Here is a 3,769-nt window from a genome sequence, read left to right as displayed (position 1 = left end):
AGCACGAGGCCAAGCTCAAGGAGTTTTCCTCCGACCTCCAGCGGCAAAGACCCCCGAAACCCCCGAGGGCGGCCGGTGCGCAGAGGCACCGCCCGCCTTCGTATTTCCGAAACCTTGCACAGTCTGCAACTTGCAAAGTGCGGGGTTGAAATCACGGCCCGGCCGCGGAATGCCGTGATTCCGGACACGGGACAAGACAGAAAATCAGACAGAATCCAGCACGACTTCGAACGCGACTTCCGCGGCGCCCAGCAGCTTCACGTCGGCTCCCAGCGCCGAGCTGACGATCCGGGTGCCGCCGACCGCCCGGCTCACCAGGCTGCGCCGGCGCACTTCGGCGCCGACGTGCCGCAGCACCGCCTCGGGCAGCACCGTCAGCAGGTCGCCGAGGATCACCAGCTGCGGCCCCAGCAGGTTGACGACGTTGATCAGCCCCAGCGTCAGCCACTCCGCGAACTCCGCCAGCCGCGACAGCGCGGCGTCCGGGTCCCGGCCGAGCTCGCGCAGCTCGAACAGGATCGCCCCGCGCGGGGTGTCCTCGGGCAGCCCGAGGGCCCGGCACAGCGCCGCCTCGCCGACCTCGGTCTCCCAGCAGCCGCTGCTGCCGCAGTAGCAGGGCCTGCCGTCCGGGCGGATGACCATGTGCCCGATCTCGCCGACGTACCCGGCACCGCCGCGCAGCGCCGAGCCTTCGGCGATGACCCCGCCGCCGACCCCGACGTCCGCCGAGATGTACACCACGTCGGACGCCCCGCGGGCCGCGCCGCGCAGGTGCTCGGCGACCGCGCCGAACTCGGCGTCGTTGCCGACCAGGATCGGGATCTGCAGCACCGCGCCGAGCCGCTCGCCGAGCGCGACGTCGGTCCAGCGCAGGTTCGGGGCCTCGTGCACGTGCCCGTCCGCGCGCCGGACGACGCCGGGCACCGACACCCCGGCCGCCACCGGCGTCACGTCGAGGTCGCCGGCCAGCACGGTCGTCGACTCGATGACGTGGGTGATGACCTCGTCGGGCTGGCCCATCCGGCCCCGCAGGTTCCAGCTGTTGCGGCCCAGGATCTGGCCACCCAGCCCGACGAGCGCGATCGCGACGTGCTCGACCTGCAGGTCGACCGCGAGCACGACCGCCGCGTGCGGCTGGGGCAGGACCAGGAGCGAGGGGCGGCCCGCCCCTCGTCCCGGCCTCGGCACCTTCTCCTCGACGACGCCGGCTTCGGCGAGCCCGTCGACGAGGGTCTTGATCGTGCTCCGGTTGAGCCCCAGCTCGGAAGCCAGGGTCGCCCGGGTGCTCGGCCCGCCGACGTGCAGCAGGCGGAGCAGGGTCGTGCGGTTGTGCCGACGCACCTCGTCCGGTCGTGCGACGGGTGAGCTGGACACGGGCTTGATCATCCCATGCTGGTTCAGCGCGTCGACGCAGCCGCGCGGCGCCGCGACAGCGCGTCCACCGTGGCCGCGAGCAACAGGACCAGGCCGGTGACGATGTTGACCACCGCGGCCGGCTGCTTGAGCAGGCCCAGGCCGTTGATGACCACGGCGATCACCAGGCCACCGACCACGGCGTCGGCCACGCGGCCCTTGCCGCCGAACAGCGACGTGCCGCCGATGACGGCCGCGCCGACCGAGTACAGCAGCGTGTTGAGGCCACCGGACTGCGGGCTGACCGAGCCGACCTTCGACGCGGCGACGATGCCGCCGATGGCCGCGACCGCCGAGCCGATGACGAACACGCTCGCCCGGATCTTCGGCACGTCGATACCGGCACGGCGGGCGGCTTCCTTGTTGCCGCCGACCGCGTAGACGTACCGGCCGTACCTGGTCCGGTTGAGCACGTAGGTCCCGGCCACCAGCAGCACCAGCATGATCGGGATGACGTACGGGATGCCTTCGATCGTGACGACCGCCTTGTTCGGCGAGCGGTTGATCGTCAGCAGCCAGGTGCCCAGCGCCGAGAGCACCACCAGCGCGGTGACCTTGGCGACGACCAGCGCCGTCGGCTGGACGACCAGGCCGCGCTGCAGCCGCCGGAAGTGGCTGAGCAGCGTGATCACCGCGAACCCGCCGGCGGCGACGAGGAAGAAGACCCAGCTGCCGACGACGTTCAGGTTGCCGTTGGCGATCTTGTACAGGACGTCGGAGTTGGTGATGCCGATCGTGCCGCCCTCACCGATGAACTGCAGCAGGACGCCCTGCCACACGATGAACAGCGCCAGCGTCACGACGAAGGACGGCATGCCGATCTTCGACACCAGGAAGCCGGTAATGCAGCCGATCGCGGTGCCGACGCAGATGGCCAGCAGGATCTCCAGCCAGGCGTTGGCGGGGACGCCGATCGCGACGAGCAGCAGGCCGACCAGCGACAGCGCGGCGCCGGCCCAGATCCGCTGGTAGGCCGACAGCAGCATGGCCGCGGCGAGGACCGCGATGAACGTGATGAACACGCCGGAGCCCATGGAGCCCAGCAAGTTGCCTGCGTGGACGTAGTGCAGGGCCATCACCGACGCGGCGGTGCCGGAGGCGACACCGGCGGCGAGGTCGATCTCGCCGAGCAGCAGCACGAAGACGATGCCCATCGCGATGATGATCACGCCCGCGCCCTGCGGGAAGACGTTGGCGATGTTGGCCAGCGTGAAGAAGTTGTCCGACAGCGCGCTGAACAGGATGACCAGCACGAGCAGGCCGAACAGCGACGGCAGCGAGCCGAGCTCGCCGGCCCGGAGACGGGCGACGTAGTCGCGGATGGCTTCACCGGGTGACATCGATGTCGTGTCGATGCCGAAGTCGGTGATGGCCGCGGTGGGGTTCTGGGTCTGCGCGAGCGCTTCCGCGGCCGGCGTGGCGACCTCGGGCTTGGCAGGGGTTTCAGTCATTTCCGGTTCTTTCTTCCCGCTCACAGGACCACGGCTTCGGGCCGGGCCAGGCCGAGGTCACCGGAGCGACCGGCGGTGATCAGCTCCACGATCTGGCCGTGGGAGACGTCCTTCGTGTGCACCTCGGCGACGAGGCGGCCGAGGTAGAGCACCGAGATGCGGTCGGCGACCTCGAACACGTCGGCCATGTTGTGGCTGATCAGCACGACCCCCAGGCCCTGCTCGGCGAGCCGGCGGACCAGGTCGAGCACCTGCCGGGTCTGCGCGACACCGAGGGCGGCGGTCGGCTCGTCGAGGACGACGACCTTGCTGTTCCACAGCACCGACTTGGCGATGGCCACGGTCTGGCGCTGGCCACCGGACAGCGAAGAGACCGGGGTGCGGACGGACTTGACCGTCCGGACCGAGAGGGAAGCCAGCGTCTCGCGGGCGGCCTTCTCCATGCTGGCTTCGTCCAGCTTCCACGAGTTGCCGCGTTCACGGCCGAGGAACATGTTCTGGACGATGTCGAGGTTGTCGGCGAGCGCCAGGTCCTGGTACACGACCTCGATGCCGAGGTCGGCCGCGTCCTTGGGACCGCGGATGTGGGCGTCCTGACCGTTGAACCGCACGGCCCCCGAGTCGTACGGGTGGATGCCGGCGATGCACTTGACGAGGGTCGACTTGCCGGCGCCGTTGTCGCCGACGAGTGCGGTCACTTCGCCCGCACGCACGTCGAAGTCCACGTCGTGGAGGACGTGGACGGGGCCGAAGCTCTTGTTCAGGCCCTTGATCTCGAGAATGGGCTCACTCATGGATGGCATTTCTCCTGGGTGGGGACCGGGGGGGGGGGGGGGGGGGGGGGGGGGGGGGGGGGGGGGGGGGGTTGGGGGGGGGCGGGGGGGGGGGGGGGGGGGGGGGGGGAG

The 3,769-nt window shown here is 70.5% G+C and carries 3 protein-coding genes; all 3 read right to left on the bottom strand.

What is annotated here, in order from left to right; genetic code table 11:
* Window positions 1-204 precede the first annotated feature (204 nt).
* The 3 genes from ACZ63J_RS18580 to ACZ63J_RS18570 are packed head-to-tail and all read right to left on the bottom strand — an operon-like array spanning window position 205 to window position 3,658.
* Window positions 205-1,386, bottom strand: coding sequence for an ROK family protein (locus ACZ63J_RS18580; protein WP_465337899.1), 1,182 nt, complete (start codon window positions 1,384-1,386; stop codon window positions 205-207).
* A gap of 11 nt (window positions 1,387-1,397) precedes the next feature.
* Window positions 1,398-2,864 (bottom strand): sugar ABC transporter permease, encoded by a 1,467-nt coding sequence (locus ACZ63J_RS18575; protein ID WP_465408679.1) that lies wholly within the window; start codon window positions 2,862-2,864, stop codon window positions 1,398-1,400.
* A gap of 20 nt (window positions 2,865-2,884) precedes the next feature.
* Window positions 2,885-3,658, bottom strand: coding sequence for an ATP-binding cassette domain-containing protein (locus tag ACZ63J_RS18570; RefSeq protein WP_247063508.1), 774 nt, complete (start codon window positions 3,656-3,658; stop codon window positions 2,885-2,887).
* Between the last annotated feature and the right edge of the window lie 111 nt (window positions 3,659-3,769).

This window comes from Amycolatopsis sp. NPDC104863 (genome assembly GCF_055582965.1).
Note: the sequence above shows the minus strand (reverse complement) of the source record. Positions and strands in the feature narration are given on the sequence as shown.

What these genes read in the sequence shown, in the direction of transcription:
- ACZ63J_RS18575 (WP_465408679.1), bottom strand. Translation starts at nt 2,864, where the DNA reads ATGACTGAAACCCCTGCCAAGCCCGAGGTCGCCACGCCGGCCGCGGAA.
- ACZ63J_RS18580 (WP_465337899.1), bottom strand. Translation starts at nt 1,386, where the DNA reads ATGATCAAGCCCGTGTCCAGCTCACCCGTCGCACGACCGGACGAGGTG.
- ACZ63J_RS18570 (WP_247063508.1), bottom strand. Translation starts at nt 3,658, where the DNA reads ATGAGTGAGCCCATTCTCGAGATCAAGGGCCTGAACAAGAGCTTCGGC.